Annotated in this window: 15 protein-coding genes; all 15 read left to right on the top strand. The window is 32.5% G+C overall.

Translation table 11 applies throughout. The features are described 5' to 3' along the window. Positions 1-7 precede the first annotated feature (7 nt). The 15 genes from hisD (at position 8) to bsdtb5_RS09490 (ending at position 17,196) form a co-directional block, all read left to right on the top strand. Positions 8-1,309: a histidinol dehydrogenase gene (gene hisD, locus bsdtb5_RS09420; RefSeq protein ID WP_271715762.1), complete on the top strand. Its 1,302-nt coding sequence runs from the start codon at positions 8-10 to the stop codon at positions 1,307-1,309. A gap of 148 nt (positions 1,310-1,457) precedes the next feature. Next, positions 1,458-2,048: an imidazoleglycerol-phosphate dehydratase HisB gene (hisB, locus tag bsdtb5_RS09425; protein ID WP_271715763.1), complete on the top strand. Its 591-nt coding sequence runs from the start codon at positions 1,458-1,460 to the stop codon at positions 2,046-2,048. A gap of 44 nt (positions 2,049-2,092) precedes the next feature. Then, on the top strand, positions 2,093-2,818 hold the full coding sequence (hisA, locus tag bsdtb5_RS09430) for a 1-(5-phosphoribosyl)-5-[(5-phosphoribosylamino)methylideneamino]imidazole-4-carboxamide isomerase (RefSeq protein WP_271715764.1): 726 nt from the start codon (positions 2,093-2,095) through the stop codon (positions 2,816-2,818). Between the two features lie 3 nt (positions 2,819-2,821). Further along, complete coding sequence (gene hisIE, locus bsdtb5_RS09435; protein WP_271715765.1) at positions 2,822-4,081, top strand: bifunctional phosphoribosyl-AMP cyclohydrolase/phosphoribosyl-ATP diphosphatase HisIE; 1,260 nt, start codon at positions 2,822-2,824, stop codon at positions 4,079-4,081. Positions 4,082-4,275: 194 nt separating this feature from the next. Next, complete coding sequence (locus bsdtb5_RS09440) at positions 4,276-5,397, top strand: response regulator (RefSeq protein ID WP_271715766.1); 1,122 nt, start codon at positions 4,276-4,278, stop codon at positions 5,395-5,397. A 215-nt stretch (positions 5,398-5,612) separates the two neighbouring features. Next, positions 5,613-5,966: a response regulator gene (locus bsdtb5_RS09445; protein WP_271715767.1), complete on the top strand. Its 354-nt coding sequence runs from the start codon at positions 5,613-5,615 to the stop codon at positions 5,964-5,966. A gap of 21 nt (positions 5,967-5,987) precedes the next feature. Beyond that, entirely contained in the window at positions 5,988-8,015 is a 2,028-nt protein-coding gene (locus bsdtb5_RS09450; protein WP_271715768.1) for a chemotaxis protein CheA, read from the top strand. A gap of 85 nt (positions 8,016-8,100) precedes the next feature. Further along, positions 8,101-8,592, top strand: coding sequence for a chemotaxis protein CheW (locus bsdtb5_RS09455; RefSeq protein ID WP_271715769.1), 492 nt, complete (start codon positions 8,101-8,103; stop codon positions 8,590-8,592). 9 nt (positions 8,593-8,601) lie between these two features. Beyond that, complete coding sequence (locus tag bsdtb5_RS09460; protein ID WP_271715770.1) at positions 8,602-10,302, top strand: methyl-accepting chemotaxis protein; 1,701 nt, start codon at positions 8,602-8,604, stop codon at positions 10,300-10,302. A 56-nt stretch (positions 10,303-10,358) separates the two neighbouring features. Continuing rightward, complete coding sequence (locus tag bsdtb5_RS09465) at positions 10,359-11,174, top strand: CheR family methyltransferase (RefSeq protein WP_271715771.1); 816 nt, start codon at positions 10,359-10,361, stop codon at positions 11,172-11,174. A gap of 19 nt (positions 11,175-11,193) precedes the next feature. After that, entirely contained in the window at positions 11,194-12,213 is a 1,020-nt protein-coding gene (locus tag bsdtb5_RS09470) for a protein-glutamate methylesterase/protein-glutamine glutaminase (protein WP_271715772.1), read from the top strand. A gap of 344 nt (positions 12,214-12,557) precedes the next feature. Then, entirely contained in the window at positions 12,558-13,577 is a 1,020-nt protein-coding gene (locus tag bsdtb5_RS09475; protein ID WP_271715773.1) for a LacI family DNA-binding transcriptional regulator, read from the top strand. Between the two features lie 77 nt (positions 13,578-13,654). After that, a complete protein-coding gene (locus bsdtb5_RS09480) occupies positions 13,655-14,917 on the top strand; it encodes a sugar ABC transporter substrate-binding protein (protein ID WP_271715774.1) in 1,263 nt (420 codons plus the stop codon). Between the two features lie 117 nt (positions 14,918-15,034). Next, positions 15,035-16,357, top strand: a complete 1,323-nt coding sequence (locus bsdtb5_RS09485) for a carbohydrate ABC transporter permease (protein WP_271715775.1) — start codon at positions 15,035-15,037, stop codon at positions 16,355-16,357. Beyond that, positions 16,357-17,196: a sugar ABC transporter permease gene (locus tag bsdtb5_RS09490; RefSeq protein ID WP_271715776.1), complete on the top strand. Its 840-nt coding sequence runs from the start codon at positions 16,357-16,359 to the stop codon at positions 17,194-17,196. Before bsdtb5_RS09485 ends, bsdtb5_RS09490 begins: the two co-directional genes overlap by 1 nt. Positions 17,197-17,206 lie beyond the last annotated feature (10 nt).

Here is a 17,206-nt window from a genome sequence, read left to right on the forward strand (position 1 = left end):
CTATTTCATGAGAATAATAAAATTAGATACAAAATCAAAGAAAGATATATTGGAAAATCTACTAAAAAGAAGTCCTAACAACTATGATAGCTATCAAGAATCTGTGAATACAATATTAAATGATGTAAAAGTAAAAAAAGATGAAGCTCTATTTGCATATACTAAAAAATTTGATGGAGCAGAATTAAATCAAAATAATATATTAGTAACAGAAGATGAAATTAGCGAAGCTTATGCAAATGTGGATGCATCATTAATTGATGTAGTACGTAAAGCAATTGTTAATATCGTGGAATATCACGAAAAACAGAGACAATATAGTTGGTTCAATAGTAAACCAGATGGTTCTATTCTAGGACAGAAGGTTACTCCTTTGTCAAGTGTCGGTGTATATGTGCCAGGGGGTAAGGCAGCCTATCCATCTTCTGTGTTAATGAATGTGATACCTGCCAAAGTTGCAGGGGTTGAAAGAATCGCAATGGTAACTCCACCAGGGAAAGATGGTAAAGTAAATAGTGCTACATTAGTAGCAGCCAAAGAAGCAGGAGTAACAGAAATCTATAAAGTTGGTGGAGCACAAGCAATTGCTGCGCTAGCATATGGAACAGAAAGCATAAAGAAAGTTGATAAAATAGTAGGTCCTGGTAATATCTATGTTGCCTTAGCAAAGAAATCAGTATATGGTCATGTTAGTATTGATTCAATTGCAGGCCCTAGTGAGATTCTAGTCCTTGCAGATGAGACAGCAAATCCTAGATATGTAGCTGCAGATCTACTATCACAAGCAGAACATGATGAATTAGCTTCTGCTATTTTAGTGACTACAAGTGAAGAAATTGCTAATAAGGTATCCGATGAAGTAGAACAGTTTGTAGAAGAATTATCTAGAAAAGAGATATTGAGAAAATCGTTAGATAATTATGGATATATCTTGCTTGTTGAGAATATAGAAGAAGCAATTGATGTGGCGAATGAGATTGCATCAGAGCATCTTGAAATAGTAACCAAAGATCCTTTTAATATTATGACTAAGATAAAGAATGCAGGAGCCATATTCTTAGGGGAATATAGTAGTGAACCACTGGGAGATTATTTTGCTGGACCAAATCACGTACTACCTACGAATGGTACTGCGAAGTTCTTTTCTCCACTTAGTGTTGATGATTTTATTAAGAAGTCAAGTATCATTTCTTTTTCAAGAGAAGCCTTAGAACCAATTCACAGAGATATTATAAAGTTTGCTAATGCGGAGAGACTTACTGCGCATGCTAATTCTATCGCTGTCCGATTTGAAGAAAAGAATAAATAATTCAATTTATAATCTTTTGTTTTTTGGATAAATTATGTATAATAAAGGCAAGGACAAATTAAACTATTATTTAAATATTAAATTTGTTCTTAACAATTAAGAAAGTGACAGATTGTCATAATATCTGCAGTTAGGAAGGTACAACGAGATGAAAGAAAGAATCTCCAATATAACAAGACACACAAGTGAAACAGATATTCGTGTTGATTTTGCAATAGATGGTTCAGGTGTCACAAAAGTCGATACAGGGATTGGTTTTTTTGATCATATGTTAACCAATTTCGGAAAACATGGTATCTTTGATTTGGATGTTGAAGTAAAAGGTGACCTTTATATCGATTCTCACCATACAATTGAAGATACTGGAATTGTATTAGGGCAAGCAATTAAAGAAGCGGTTGGAGATAAAAAATGTATCAAACGATATGGTTCAGTAATTCTACCTATGGATGAAGCACTAGTTCTTTGTTCCTTAGATTTATCGGGTAGACCGTATTTCGTATATGATGTTAATCTAACTGTAGATCAAGTGGGTTATATGGATACAGAGATGGTAAAGGAATTTTTCTATGCGATATCGTATTCTGCTGGTATGAACCTACATATAAAAATGTTGTCAGGATCGAATAATCATCATATTATAGAAGCAATTTTCAAATCATTTGCGAAAGCATTAGATGAGGCTACAAAATATGATGAGCGCATTACAGATGTTCTATCTACAAAAGGTGCTCTGTAAGTTAATATAAAATACAAGAAAGTTATGTCTTTAGGAGGAACAAAATGAAGCTTTATCCAGCAATTGATATAAAGAATGGGCAATGCGTAAGACTAAGACAGGGGCAATTCCAAGATATTTTAGTATACTCCAATTCCCCTGCAAAGATCGCAAAATTATGGGAGAGCCAAGGGGCTTCCTTTATTCATATTGTTGATTTAGACGGAGCTTTAGTAGGGCATTCAGTGAATGAAGAGGCAATTCGAGAAATTGTTGCTTCGGTAAATATACCAGTTCAAGTTGGCGGAGGTATACGAAGCATAAAAGACATCGATAATAAGTTGAGTCTTGGTGTTTCACGAGTGATAATAGGTACAAAAGCAGTTGAGAGTTCTGCATTTATTAAGGAAGCTATCAGCACATTTGGTGCAGATAAGATTGTTATTGGGATTGATGCTAAAAACGGAATGGTTGCAATCGAAGGTTGGGAAAAAGTTAGCAATTACAATGCAGTGACGCTTGGAATACAGATGAAGGAAATTGGTGTTAAAACAATTGTTTACACTGATATATCCAAAGATGGAATGCTTCAAGGACCTAATCTTGAGCATACAAGAGAAATGGTGGAAGCGACAGGACTAGATATTATAGCGTCTGGTGGCGTATCTTCATTAAAAGATCTTGAAATGCTTGATGACATTTCTGTCCATGGTGCAATCATTGGTAAGGCATTATATGAGAATCGAATCGAACTTAAAAATGCAGTAGAATTATTTGAAAAAGGAGAATAACCGATGTCGTATAAGAAGATTATTCCATTTATTAATGCATCGAATGAAGTGAAATCTAATGTAGTTTCATTAGCATTTGAATATGCGAATAGTGGAGCGGATGAACTTATTATCTATGATTATGCTCCGAATGAAGAAGCTCTAGAAAAATTACTTGTAATTGGGAAAGAAGTTGTTAAACTTGTTGATATCCCAGTTACATTAGGTTTATTTGTTAAAAGATTTGAGGATGTTAAGAAGGCACTTTATACTGGATGTAATAAAGTATTAATCAAATACTCCTTAACAAATGATGATAAAGTGATAAAGGAAGCAAGTGAACGATTTGGCAATGATAAATTAGTCGTTGAACTTGATGAAGTAACGGAGCTTACCAAAGATTTTAGCCAGAAATTAAAAGAGTTAGGTATAGATACGATAATGATTAAGCATGTAGATGTATCAGATAATCTAAGAGCAAGTATAAAAGAATCTGTATTACCTATTCTAATTCGTGATTCTTTAACAAGAAATGATCTTGCAGAATTGATGAATATTCCTAATGTAGAAAGTGTATCTACCAATTATTTTGAGCATAAAGAAATCTTAAAAGCTAAAATGGCATTGAAAGATGCAAATATCAATGTAAATACATTTGATAGTCAAAAAGAGTTTAAAGAATTTAAGCTTAATAGTGATGGATTACTTCCTGTAGTAGTTCAAGATTATAAAACAAATGAAGTATTAATGGTTGCTTATATGAATGAGGAAGCTTATAACAATACCATTCAAACTGGAAAGATGACTTATTATAGTAGAAGCCGCAAAGAACAATGGTTAAAGGGTGACACTTCTGGACACTATCAATATGTAAAATCACTTTCTATTGATTGCGATAGCGATACATTATTAGCAAAAGTTCATCAAATTGGTGCGGCATGTCATACTGGCAATCGTACTTGTTTCTATACTGAGATTGTGAAGAAAGAATATGATGATACGAATCCACTAACCGTATTTAGTGATGTATATAATATCATTATGGATCGTAAGAATAATCCAAAAGAGGGCTCTTATACCAACTATTTATTTGATAAAGGAATTGATAAAATTCTCAAAAAATGTGGTGAAGAGGCAACGGAAATAGTCATTGCAGCTAAGAATCCAGATGCTGAAGAATTAAAGTATGAGATATCTGATTTCTTATATCATATGATGGTCTTGATGGCGGAATGTGGTCTTGATTGGGATGATATAACGAAAGAACTTGCCCACAGAAGATAAGATATACTTATAACTTGTTTTAATGTACCTTCATTAAATAATAAAATAAATATCATACATTTTAATAAATAAATGAAAAAAGTTTCGTTTCCTACTTAGATGTAGAAAATGGAACTTTTTTTATAGAACAAAATCGTTTAGAATAGTAAAGAGAATATACTATAGAGGAGCTATATAGAGGGGAAATTATACAAATGATTAAAATTATACTATTAGATAAAAATATAAGGGTTTTAGAAAGAATGGCATATCAGTTTAAGGATTATGATTTTTTAAGTATAGTAGGTATCTATACAAGTCCAAAAGCAGCGGTTGAATTTATTAAACAAAGTTCACCACATGCAGTTTTCTTAGATGTAAATATGAAAGATATTTGTGGGATAGAGATTGCGAAAGAAATAAAAGCTACCAATTCTAATATTCAAATTGTATTTGTTTCAAAAGAAAAAAGTAAAGCATTTGAAGCGTTTGAAATACACGCATTGGATTATATCACAAAGCCAATAAATAAAAAACGGTTAGATATTACAGTATCAAGATTAAAAGAGAAGTGTTCCGTTGTAGTTAAAGATATAGAATATAAGAATAAACTGAGCATTCAATGTTTTGGGAAATTCCAAATATATCAGAATAAGGAAGATCAAAAATCGGAATATAAGTGGAGAACAAAGAAGGAGAAGGAATTACTAGCTTTTCTAATCTATAATTATGATAAGAATATAAGCAAGGATGAATTGGCATCCATTCTATATAATGGTGTTGATAAAAAGAAAGCATCGAATAATATTTATGTTACTATGTCTGGAATAAGAAAAAAGTTAAAGGAGTTTGAAATTGAAAGAAGTGAATTGAAAATTCATGCAGATTATTCTCTTACGATGGCTGAGGGTATCTGTGATTATATTGATTTTGACTGTTTCTTTAAAAGACTTTCTTTTATAGATGAAACAAATGTATTTGAAATTGAACGTAAACTCTTATTATATAAAGGATTATTTTTGGAGGAAGAAGAATATGCATGGTGCCATGAAATTAGACAACATTTAGATATAAAATATGAGCAAACTTTATTTTCATTAGCATTTTTCTATAAAGAAAAATCGCTATACCAGAGATATGAGAAAATATTACATAGTATCTTACTTAACAATCCTCTCTCCGTTCAGGCAATGGTTCAGTTATTGGAATTATATTTTGAGAGAAAAAAATTCGATATGTACCGAAAGCAATATGTAATATACAAAGAAATATTAATGAATGAGTTTAATGAGATTCCCTTGGATAAATTTAGTGAATATTATTTGAAAATGAATTAATACACAGAAAATAAATAAATTATCTGTTAAAATATAGTTAAAATTGGTAAGAGGCTCGGATTGTCTTGAAATACAAGCAATCTAGAGCCTTTTACCAGTTTGTTACTTTAAGATTTTGTTAAGATAGATATAGTATGATATGTCAATGAGTAATAGTGCCTATGTTACTTCACGTATTGGAAGGATAATAACGTATATTTGGGAGGATAAACTTTATGAAAAAAGTACTAATTGTTGATGATGCGGAATTTATGAGACTTTCTTTGAGAACATTTTTAGGGAAACATGGATATGAAATAATCGGCGAGGCTGCTGATGGTAAGATGGCTTTGGACCTCTATGAAAAAGAAAGACCTGATATTGTTACAATGGACTTGACTATGCCTGTTATGGATGGTATTGAGTCGATAAAAGAGATTATGAAAATAGACAAAGATGCTAAAATATTAGTTGTTTCAGCAATGGGACAAGAAACAAAAGTTAGAGATGCTATTTTAGCAGGTGCAAAGAATTTTATTGTGAAACCATTTACAGAAGAAAGCGTTCTAAAAGTATTATCAACCTTTTAGAAAATAATCAAGAGGTAGCATATGTCAGATAAACAGAATGAACCAATGCTTGATATGTTTCTATTTGAAACGCAAGAATTATTAAATGAATTAGAACAGGATTTACTTCTTGGTGAGAAGTCAGACAGTCTTGATCTAGCAAAGATAAATGAAATCTTTCGAATAATGCATACGATTAAAGGATCAGCTTCCATGATGTTCTATACACATATAGCAAGTGTTGCGCACTCCCTAGAGGATTTGTTTTATTGTCTAAGGGAAGAAAATCCTAAAATTGTTGATTATTCTAGATTGACGGATCTAGTATTAGAGGTATCAGATTTTATTAAATTAGAATTAGAGAAAATAGAACAGGGATTAGAGCCTGATGCTGATCCTGAACAGATAAAAAATGAAATGAATCAAATGCTCCAAAAAATCAAACAGGATAATATGGAGATGGAAGAAGTCAATTCAATGGAACAGTATAAGGTTGTTATATTTTTCGATGAGGCATGTCAGATGGAAAATATGAGAGCGTTTACTTTGATTCGTGAATTGGAGGATATTACAAATGATATGGTATATACTCCTAACGAATTATTTGATAATGAAGAAGCGCTTCAAATAATGCGTAAAGAAGGATTTCAAATAACATTTTTAACGAATATAGGATATAGCAGTATACAACAGATATTTGCTGAAAATCCATTTATTAGGAATTTTGAATTTGTAGAAGATTTATGCGAGGAACTTGTGATAAGTTCTAATCATGATGATATCACAAGCTGTTCGGATGAATCAAATTGTATAAAAATAGAAGAACTCAAAGTAGAAGAGAATAAAGCCGATAAGAGCAAAATAGAAGAATGCAATATTGAGGAACATAAAGCACAAGCGCCAAACCAGAAGATGATTAGCGTCAATGTCAATAAATTGGATGTTTTAATGGATTTGGTGGGAGAAATAGTCATGTTAGAAGAAATGGTAATGAAAAGTCCTGATTTAGAAGGTCTTAAGCTACCTAATTTTAATAAAACAGCCACTCAATTGCAGAAACTAACAGGAGAATTAAGAGAAATTGTGATGTCAATACGAATGCTTCCACTTTCTTTTACCTTTCAGAAAATGCATCGTATCGTAAGAGATATGAGTAAAAAGTTAGATAAGAATGTTGAAATTGTATTAGAAGGTGAAGAAACGGAAGTTGATAAGAATATCATTGAAAAAATCTCGGATCCAATTATGCATCTTGTTCGAAATGCCATGGATCATGGAATAGAGACAATGGAGATGAGGCAACGAATTGGTAAACCAATCACTGGGACTATAAAACTATCAGCGCAAAATGTTGGAAGTGATGTATTAATTACTATTCAAGACGATGGAAAAGGCTTAAATAAAGAAAAGATCCTTCAAAAAGCGAAAAAGAATGGATTGATTGTAAAACCTGAAGGGGAACTTACGGATAAAGAAATCTATAATTTTATCTTTCAGCCTGGATTCTCAACGAAAGAGAATATCTCGGAATTTAGTGGACGCGGGGTAGGTATGGATGTTGTTGCCAAGAATATTGAGAATATTGGTGGAAGTGTATCTGTAGATAGCGAAGAAGGCAAAGGAATGATCGTTTATCTTAAGTTACCACTTACTCTAGCAATTATTGAAGGAATGAATCTTAAAGTAGGAGCTTCAGTATTTACAATACCAACTAGTATTGTGAAGGAGTCTTTTAGGCCGAAATCAAATGATGCATTAATGAAGGAAGAGAATCATGAGATGATTATGGTAAGAGGTGAGGTATATCCAATATTACGACTTCACCATATTCTTAATATTAAAACAGAAATTACGGATTTGCATGAAGGAATTATGATTATGGTAGAGCAAAATGATCAAAAAATCTGTATTTTCTGTGATGCTTTATTAGGTCAACAACAAGTTGTTGTAAAGGCGCTACCAAGTTATCTAAGAAGAATGAACCAAATGAAATATCTTGCGGGATGTACCTTATTGGGGGATGGGACAATTAGCTTAATCCTTGACCTGGCAAATGTTAAGAAGAAATAGTATGTGAAGGTATCTTAAAGTTAAGATATTTTTAGTCTGATTAATACAACAGGCAACTACTTGGCATCAATAAGGAGGATAGAAGATGACAAATATAGAAGAAATTGAAGAGTTAGAAGAAGATACGCAAAAAGATAAATTTCTGTTATTTTCAATTGATACAAATTATTATGGTATCGATATTAAAACAGTAATTGAGATTATTGGAATCCAGCCAATCACGGAGGTGCCAGAACTACCTGATTATATTCGAGGTGTAATTAATCTAAGAGGTACTATCATACCTGTGATGGATGTTAGGTTACGTTTCGAAAAGGAATATCGTGAATACTGTGATAGAACTTGTATTATTGTTATTGAAACAAATAATGTAATGGTAGGGTTAATAGTTGATAGTGTAGCTGAGGTTGCTGTCATTCCGAATGAAAATATTATGGAACCTCCTTGCATTACTTCGGAAGGATATCGCTATATTAAAGGAATTGGAAAATGTGGCGATAGCGTGAGGTTAATTATTGACTGTGACCGATTACTTAATGAGGAAGAATCACGCAGTATAAGTGATTTTAATGTATAGGAGGAGTTTATGAAAGTGATAAATAATTTAAAGATTGGAACAAGATTATTGGCAGGGTTTATATTTCTTGCTTTAATAGCTGGAGTAACTGGTGCTGTTGGTATATATGGTATTGATAAAGTGGATGATTTAAATCAAAAAATGTATACCTATATGACGGTACCATTTGCGGAACTAGTTACTTTAACAGATGATTTTCAAGGTATGAGAATTAGTGCAAGAGATTTGTTCTTAAAACCAACAAAAGAAAAAGAAAATCTAATTGCTGAATTTAAACAGTACAGTAATGATTTTGATGAAACAGTTGATAGTTTTTCAACTACTTTGTTAACAAGTGAAGGAAAAACTCATGTAAAAGAATTAATTAACAATAAAGAAGAATATGTAAAGAAAATAGAAGGTGTAATTGTATTAATCAATCAAGGTAAAGAGAAAGAAGCATATGAATATATGAATGCTACCACATATGCATCGAAAATCGAAAAAAGCTTATCTGAGGTTGTTAAGTTAAAGAAAAATCTAGCGAAAAGCAATTCGAAAGAAAATATAGAAATTGCACAATCTGTTGCAAGAACAGCGATTATAATTATCATCATAGGTATTGGAATGGCATTATTGTTAGGAATAATGATCTCAAAGTCAATTAGTAAACCAATTAGAAAATTAGTACATTTATCTGAAAGAATAGCAGATGGAGATCTTAATGTGGAAGTGAATATTAACTCAAAAGATGAGATTGGTAATCTAGCACATGCATTTCGCAAGATGGCAGACAATTTAAATGAGGTTATGGGTAATATTAGCATAGCATCAAATCAAGTAGCTACAGGTGCTAGACAAATATCAGATTCATCGATATCACTTTCTCAAGGTGCTACGGAACAAGCAAGTGCAATTGAAGAATTAACTGCATCCATGGAAGAAATTGCAGCGCAAACACGTCAAAATGCAAGCAATGCAGCTACTGCTAATGAGTTAGCAAATGTAGCACAAGAGAATGCGATGATTGGTAATAATAAGATGAGTGATATGCAATATGCCATGTCAGAGATTAATGAATCATCGAATAACATATCTAAAATTATAAAGGTTATTGATGAAATTGCATTCCAGACTAATATATTGGCACTGAATGCTGCAGTAGAAGCTGCAAGAGCAGGTCAGCATGGAAAAGGATTTGCAGTAGTAGCAGAGGAAGTTCGAAACCTCGCTGCAAGATCTGCAGATGCAGCAAAAGAAACTACAATTATGATTGAGGGTGCAATCAAAAAGGTAGAAGACGGAACTGAGATTGCGAATGAAACAGCTAAATCTCTAAAGAAAATAGTTGATGGAGTACAAAAAGCAGCGCGATTAGTTGAGGAAATCGCGGTTGCATCAAATGAACAATCTCAAGGTATTGAACAAGTGAATCAAGGTATTATTCAAGTATCGTCAGTCATTCAATCAAATTCTTCAAGTTCTGAAGAAGGTGCAGCTGCGAGTGAAGAATTATCAAGCCAAGCTGAACTTTTAAAAGAACAAGTGTTGCGTTTTAAGTTACGAAATCAAAAAAGACACAGAAATGAATATGAAAATAGTGATAAGATACCAGATAATGTACTAAAAGCTTTAAACAATTTTGAAAAGAAAAATAGTTTAGAGAGTAACAATATTGATAGAAATGGAACGAGAATTTTCTTAAACGATAATGAGTTTGGTAAATATTAAATCCGACGATTTTAACCCATTAAATGATTATCAACAGAAGATGAGAATGGTGAATAATGATAAGTATATCAGATAATGAATTTCACATGATAGCTGATTTTATTAAGAAAAATTATGGTATTCATATGAAAAGCGAGAAGAAGGTTTTAATAGAGGGAAGGTTGCATACTGAAATAGAGAATCTTGGATTTACAAGTTTTTCGGAATATTATGAATATCTTATTCACGATAAGTCAGGAAAAGCAGTATCTGTATTAGCAGACCGAATTACTACCAATCATACTTTTTATATGAGAGAAGCAGAACATTTTTATTTCTATCGAGATGTTATTTTGCCAGAGTTGGATAGAAAAGTGCTTGAGAGAGATCTTAGAATCTGGTGTTCTGCTTGTTCTACAGGAGAAGAAGCTTATACGTTAGCAATGATTACGGATGAATACTTTGGACTTAATAAAAAGGATTGGGATGCAAAAATACTTGCTACTGATATATCGAGCCAAGTGTTAGAGGTTGCAAGGCAGGGTATTTACAATAGCGAGAAACTTTCGAGTCTTCCCAAGAGTTGGCAATTGAATTATTTTAATGTGTATGATGACGAGAATTATAGAATAGACGACCGATTGAAAGAAGAAGTTATTTTTCGAAGATTTAACTTATTTACAGAACGCTATCCGTTTCGTAAAAAATTTCACGTTATTTTTTGTAGAAATGCAATGATCTATTTTGATTCCGTTGAAAAGCAAAAATTAATTGATAAATTCTATCAATCGTTACATACGGGAGGATACCTTTTTATCGGTCATTCGGAATCTTTTGATCGTTCAAATGATCGTTTTGAATATATTATGCCATCAGTGTGCAGAAAAATATAGATCTTAAGGGGTGTAATTTATGGGCGATGATAAAATAAAAGTCTTAATTGTTGACGATAGCCTTGTATTTCGTGAGATTTTAACTAGAGCGATTTCAATAGAACAATCACTACAAGTGGTTGCGACGGCACGTGATCCATACGAGGCAATTGATAAAATTGCTGAATTTAGACCAGATGTAATGATATGCGATATTGAGATGCCTAAAATGGATGGGATTGAGTTTATACAGAAATTGCTTCCTGAATATAGTATACCGGTGATTGTTGTAAGTGCTATGAGTGAAAGAGTTTTGGATGCAATGCATGTTGGGGCATTTGACTTTATTTTAAAGCCTAATGTAGATACGATACAAGAGGTTGAATACTTTTTCTATGAACTAATATCAAAGATTAAATCATCCCGTAATAGCAAAGTGAATATGCAGGAAATCGAACTCGAAAAACAAACATTTAAATACCGCAACTATGAAAGTAATCAAATCATTGCAATTGGTGCTTCCACAGGTGGGACAGAAGCTTTACTCAATATACTGAAAAATATTCCGTCCTATTTGCCTGGAATTGTTGTGGTTCAGCATATACCAGCTGTTTTTTCTGAGATGTTTGCAAATAGGCTTAACGCCCAGACAAATCTAACAGTGAAAGAAGCCAAAACTGGGGACTACGTTAAAAAAGGGCATGTATATATCGCTCCAGGAGATAAACATATGCGAATAAAAAAAGTTGGAGAAGAATATAGAATTGAGTGTTTTGTTAGCGAAAGAGTAAATGGGCATTGTCCGTCGGTTAATGTCCTATTTCATTCTGTTGCGAAAGAAGCTAAGAACAATGCCGTTGGTATTATATTGACTGGTATGGGAAATGATGGAGCAGAAGGAATGTTATCAATGTATCATGAGGGTGCAAGAACAATTGGACAAGATGAAGCAACTTGTGTTGTATATGGAATGCCGAAAGTAGCATATCAATTAGGGGCTGTAGAAGCAATGGTACCATTACATAGAATACCTTTATTATTAAATCAAATGCTAAAATAAGAGTGGAAAGCTGTAGTATAATGCAAATTGAGCATTGGACTATAGCTTTTTCTATTGTATAAACAGATAATTTTATTTATGAATATTGTCAATTGGTCGCTAATTAGGAATATAAAAAATTATATTGGTAATCATAATATATTATTTTTATATTCTATTTTAGACAACCGATTGCGCAATAAATCCTTTATTTATAAGCGTTTACGAAACATTTGAACGAAAATGTAAAATATGCACAAGATAAAAGTTATAAAAAGACGAAATATATACATTGACAACAATAGAATATGATGTTATTATATACACATAGAACAACCGATTGCGCAGCAATTAAGGAGAATAATATGGCGGATATAGACAAAAATAATGAAAATAGAAAACTCACAATTGGAGATATTGCCGATGAATTAGGGTTATCTAAGACAACGATATCCAGAGCAATCTCTGGAAAAGGCAGAATTAGCGATGAAACGAAACGAAGAGTACAAGAATATATTAAGGAACATGATTATAGACCTAATTTAATTGCTAAGAGTCTAGCGGAATCTAAAACATTTAATTTAGGTGTAGTACTTCCTTCGGATACGAATCTAGCAGAAACGCCGTTCTTTCAAAGTTGTTTAATGGGAATCTGTGAGGTGGCAGCAAGCCATGATTATGATGTAGTAGTAACTACTGTTACAGAAGATGATATCGCATTACTAAAGCGGATTATTTTTAATCATAAAGTTGACGGAGTTATTCTTACAAGATCATTAGCACATGATTTACCAGTACAATTTTTAAAGGAGAATAAAATACCTTTTGTTGTAGTTGGTTCTACAGAAGATGAAGATGTAGTTCAAATTGATAGTAATCATAGCGCCGCATGTGCTGAATTGACTTCAATATTATTAGTATCAGGCAATGAAAATTTGGCTTTATTAGCAGGTAATCAAGAACATATTGTTAATAAGAATCGAATGAAAGGTTTTATTGAAGGACATAAGAATATAAGCAAGAAGGCGAATGACAATTTGATCTTTACAGGTATGAATAATAAGGCATTGATTGATCGAGCAATTGATCGAATTATGATGTATCAAGTTGATTGTATCGTATGCACTGATGACTTAATCTGTAGCCGTGTTCTAGCAAGATTAAACGAGTTAAATTACTCAGTTCCAGCAGATATCAAAGTGGCTTCCTTTTACAATAGTACATTTTTGGAGAATCATAATCCACCAGTCACAGCAATCAATATCAATGTCAAAGAATTAGGCGTAGCCGCTGGGGAGCGACTAATTAAATTGATTGCAGGAGAAGAAGAGAAGCAAAAAGAACTAATTAATTATGAAATTGTTCTTAAAAAATCAACGAAGTAACAAAATGTTTTTATCAAACATTAAGTAATATAACTCTAATGATGAAAATGTTTGTTTATATTAAGGAGGAAAAAAGGATGAAAAAAAGAATTTTATCAGTAGTAATGGCAGTTACTCTAGTAGGGACTATGATGACTGGCTGTGGCAAGAAAAGCGATGACAAGAAAGATTCAACAAGCAGTACAAAAACAGAAAGCACTGATTCTAAAACTGTAGATCTTGAATCAAAGATTACAAAAGACGATATCACATTAAAAGTATGGGAATCAGCAAATGGACCAGACAAATTTATTAAACAAGCTGGTGATGCATTTACAAAAAAATATCCAAATATCAAAATCGAGTTTGTTAATGTTGAAGTTGGTGATTCAACAAGCCAAATCGCATTAGACGGACCAGCAGGAGTTGGACCAGACTTATTCGCAGCACCTCATGATAAACTTGGCGAATTAGTAACTGGTGGACATGTTCTACCAACTGTTAATCCTGATGATATTAAGAGCAAAGTACTTGAATCTTGTTCAAAAGCGGTAACTTATGATAATACAATGTATGGTTACCCAGTTTCAGCAGAAACTTATGCATTATTCTACAACAAAGATTATATTAAAGAAGCACCAAAGAGCTTTGATGATGTTGTAAAATTCAGCAAAGAATTCAATACAAAAGATAGATATGGTTTCATGATGGACGTATCAAGTGGCTATTATACAATTATCTTTACAACAGCTGATAACAACCGTTTATTTGGTGCAAATGGTACAGATACAAAGAATACAAATATCAACTCAGCAGCTTCTGTTGAAGGTATGAAATTCTTCCAAAGTTTAAGAAGCGTACTAGATATAAGCTCAGCAGACTTAACTACTGCAACTTGTGATGCTGCCTTCTTAAATAAAAAAGCAGCTATGTATATTACTGGATTATGGAATGTATCTCAATTTAAAGAAGCAGGTCTTAACTTTGGCGTAGCTCCAATTCCTACTTTACCAGGACAAAATACACCACCAGCTTCATTCGCAGGAACACGTACTATGTTTGTATCTGCTTATTCTACTCATCCAAACGAAGCTAACTTATTTGCTCAATTCTTATTATCTGATGAAATGCAAAAACTTCGTTTTGAAGTTACAGGTGCTTTACCATCAGTTAACGTAGAAGTTGATAGTCCATATGTTGCAGGTTTATTAGAACAGCTTAAATATGCATACCCAACGCCTTCTATTCCACAAATGGGTAAATATTGGGATGCAATGAATGCTGCAAGTGCTAACATCTGGGATGGAGCAGATATTCAAAAAGAACTTGATGCATGTAACACTGCAATCCTTGCACAATAACAGAAGTGAGTCTATTCGTAGCGAACGACTGTAAATAAACAAGGAAGCTTTCATATAAAGGATGTGCAAAATTATTTGCACATCCTTTATAAAAATAACGTAAGGTAAGGTGAAATAATGAAGACTTCAATAAGTTCAGATGGAACTTCTAAAAGTAAGATAAGATTAGCGTCCATTTTGTTTATGGGATTAGGACATATAATCTATCTAAAACAGTATTTAAAAGGAATGCTTTTTGCAGCAATTGAAATTATTTTTCTATTCTTTCTTCCAGAAATAGTAGATAAAATTTACGGTTTGATTACACTTGGTACACCAAATCCAATGGTACCAGTTCTTGAAAGAGATAATTCAATATTTATGCTAATCGATGGAGTTATTATTCTTGCTATCGTTGCAGTATTTCTAATCACATATGTTATATCAGTGAAGAGTGCATTATCTACTTATCATGATTATTGTATTTCAAAAGAATTACCTCGTAACAAAAACTTTTTTTCAAATATGCTTGGTAAAGCATTTCCTATTTTGGGATTAGCGCCATCTGTAATATTGATTATGTTTTTCGTTGTTGTACCTCTTGTTTTCTCTGCTTTAGTAGCGTTTACAAATTATTCAGCACCAAAAAATATTCCACCAAATAATACAGTAGATTGGGTAGGATTCCAAAACTTCTTTGATATGTTTGGCGGTAGTGCAACATGGACATCAGCTCTTGGTAGAGTAGCGTTATGGACATTAGCATGGGGCGCACTAGCAACATTTACATGTTATATTGGCGGACTAATTATGGCGGTAGTATTACATGATAGTAAAATTAAGATTGCTCCAGTATTTCGTGCTATCTTTGTTTTACCTTATGCAGTTCCATCAGTTGTAAGTATGTTAATCTGGCAGAATATGCTTAATGGTAGATTTGGTATTGTTAATCGAACGCTTATGAGTCTAGGTATTATTCATCATGAAATACCATGGCTAAGTGATCCTACTTTTGCTAAATTTACTTCAATACTAATGAATATGTGGGCAGGTTTCCCATACTTTATGTTACTAATCACAGGAACAATGACCTCAATCTCTCAGGATGTTTTTGAAGCGGCTTCCATCGATGGAGCTAATAAATTCCAAGCATTCCGTAGAATTACGTTACCACTTGTATTATATCAAACAGTACCATTAATCATTATGTCATTTACGGCAAATATTAATAACTTTGGTGCAATCTTCTTCTTAACTGGTGGAAATCCAGTTGTTTCAGATACAACAACAACTAGTGCTGGTGGAACAGATATTATCGTAACTTGGATCTATAATTTAACAATTAATTTAATGAAGTACAATTATGCTTCGGTATTAGCAATAATGGTATTCCTAGTATTAGCTCCATTTGCGATATTTAACTTTAGACGTACAAAATCATTTAAGGATGGTGAAATTTAATGAGTCGTAAATTAGTTCAAAAGATTAATGTTGGTGTAACGCTATTAGTCTTAATAATTATTTCTTTTTTTGTATTATATCCACTTGTTTATGTTGTAAGCGCGGCTTTTTCACCAGGAAGTTCTATTGCATCATTGAATATAGTTCCATTTAAAGATGGATTTACTATTAAGCATTTTAAACATTTATTTGACGAAACGAATTATGTAACATGGTTTAAGAATACATTTATCATCGCAGTATGTACTTCAAGTTTAACGATAGTTGTATGTTCATTAAGTGCATACGTATTCTCAAGATTTAAATTCTCTTTGAAAAAAGGAATGCTAATGTCACTATTAATACTTCAAATATTCCCTTCCTTCGTAGGAATGATTGCAATCTATGTAATCCTATTAAGAATGGGTGGTTTAGATCAATTATGGGGACTTGTACTAGTATATCTAGCAGGTAATATTCCATATAATACTTGGTTAGTAAAGAGTTATTTGGATACGATTCCAAAAAGTATTGATGAAGCAGCAAGAATTGATGGCGCTTCGAATTTAAGAATTTTTGCTACGGTTGTTATGCCATTAGCAAAACCAATTATTACATTTTTAGGTATTACAAGTTTTACTGCTCCATGGATGGACTTTATTTTTCCAAAATTAGTTTTACGTTCAGCAGAAAAACAAACATTAGCATTAGGTTTATTTGGTTTTGTAACAGAGAAAAAAAGTGAATTTACCAACTTTGCTGCGGGCGCTTTATTAGTTTCAATTCCATTTATTATATTCTTTGTATTTACACAAAAATTACTTGTTACTTCTCTTGGAGGGGCAGCAGTAAAAGAATAAAAAGTTTCTG

The organism is Anaeromicropila herbilytica (assembly GCF_016591975.1).
In the GTDB taxonomy this organism is placed as follows: Bacteria; Bacillota; Clostridia; order Lachnospirales; family Lachnospiraceae; genus Anaeromicropila; species Anaeromicropila herbilytica.